Annotated in this window: 1 protein-coding gene; it reads left to right on the top strand. The window is 48.0% G+C overall.

The features are described from left to right. Nucleotide 1: 1 nt before the first annotated feature. Nucleotides 2-1,179, top strand: a 1,178-nt coding sequence (gene tuf, locus ACTHUE_RS19360; RefSeq protein WP_049336986.1) for an elongation factor Tu, incomplete at its 3' end; no start/stop codon positions are given.

Below are 1,179 nucleotides of genomic sequence, written 5' to 3'. Positions count from 1 at the left end.
CATGGCTAAGGAAAAATTTGAACGTAGCAAACCGCACGTAAACGTTGGCACCATCGGTCACGTTGACCATGGTAAAACCACTCTGACTGCTGCTTTGACTACTATTTTGGCTAAAAAATTTGGTGGTGCTGCAAAAGCTTACGACCAAATCGACAACGCTCCTGAAGAAAAAGCCCGCGGTATTACCATTAATACCTCACACGTAGAATACGAAACTGAAACCCGTCACTACGCACACGTAGACTGCCCAGGCCACGCCGACTACGTTAAAAACATGATTACCGGTGCTGCCCAAATGGACGGCGCGATCTTGGTATGTTCCGCAGCTGACGGTCCTATGCCACAAACTCGCGAACACATCCTGTTGGCCCGCCAAGTAGGTGTACCTTACATCATCGTATTCATGAACAAATGCGACATGGTTGACGATGCCGAGTTGTTGGAACTGGTTGAAATGGAAATCCGTGACTTGTTGTCAAGCTACGACTTCCCAGGTGATGACTGCCCAATCGTACAAGGTTCTGCACTGAAAGCCTTGGAAGGTGACGCTGGTTACGAAGAAAAAATCTTCGAATTGGCTGCTGCTCTGGACAGCTACATCCCAACACCTGAGCGTGCTGTGGACAAACCTTTCTTGTTGCCTATCGAAGACGTATTCTCTATCTCCGGTCGTGGTACAGTAGTAACCGGTCGTGTAGAGCGCGGTATCATCCACGTTGGTGACGAGATCGAAATCGTAGGTCTGAAAGAAACTCAAAAAACCACTTGTACCGGTGTTGAAATGTTCCGCAAACTGCTGGACGAAGGTCAAGCAGGTGACAACGTAGGCGTATTGCTGCGTGGTACTAAACGTGAAGATGTAGAGCGTGGTCAAGTATTGGCTAAACCAGGTACTATCACTCCTCACACCAAATTCAAAGCAGAAGTATACGTACTGAGCAAAGAAGAGGGTGGTCGTCACACTCCATTCTTCGCTAACTACCGTCCACAATTCTACTTCCGTACTACTGACGTAACTGGTGCAGTTACTTTGGAAGAAGGTGTAGAAATGGTAATGCCAGGTGAGAACGTAACCATTACTGTAGAACTGATTGCGCCTATCGCTATGGAAGAAGGTCTGCGCTTTGCGATTCGCGAAGGTGGTCGTACCGTAGGTGCGGGTGTGGTTTCTTCTGTAAT

This window comes from Neisseria sp. P0021.S005, assembly GCF_051956955.1.
The sequence above is the reverse complement of the archived record's forward strand: the minus strand, read 5'-3'. Positions and strand labels throughout refer to the sequence as shown.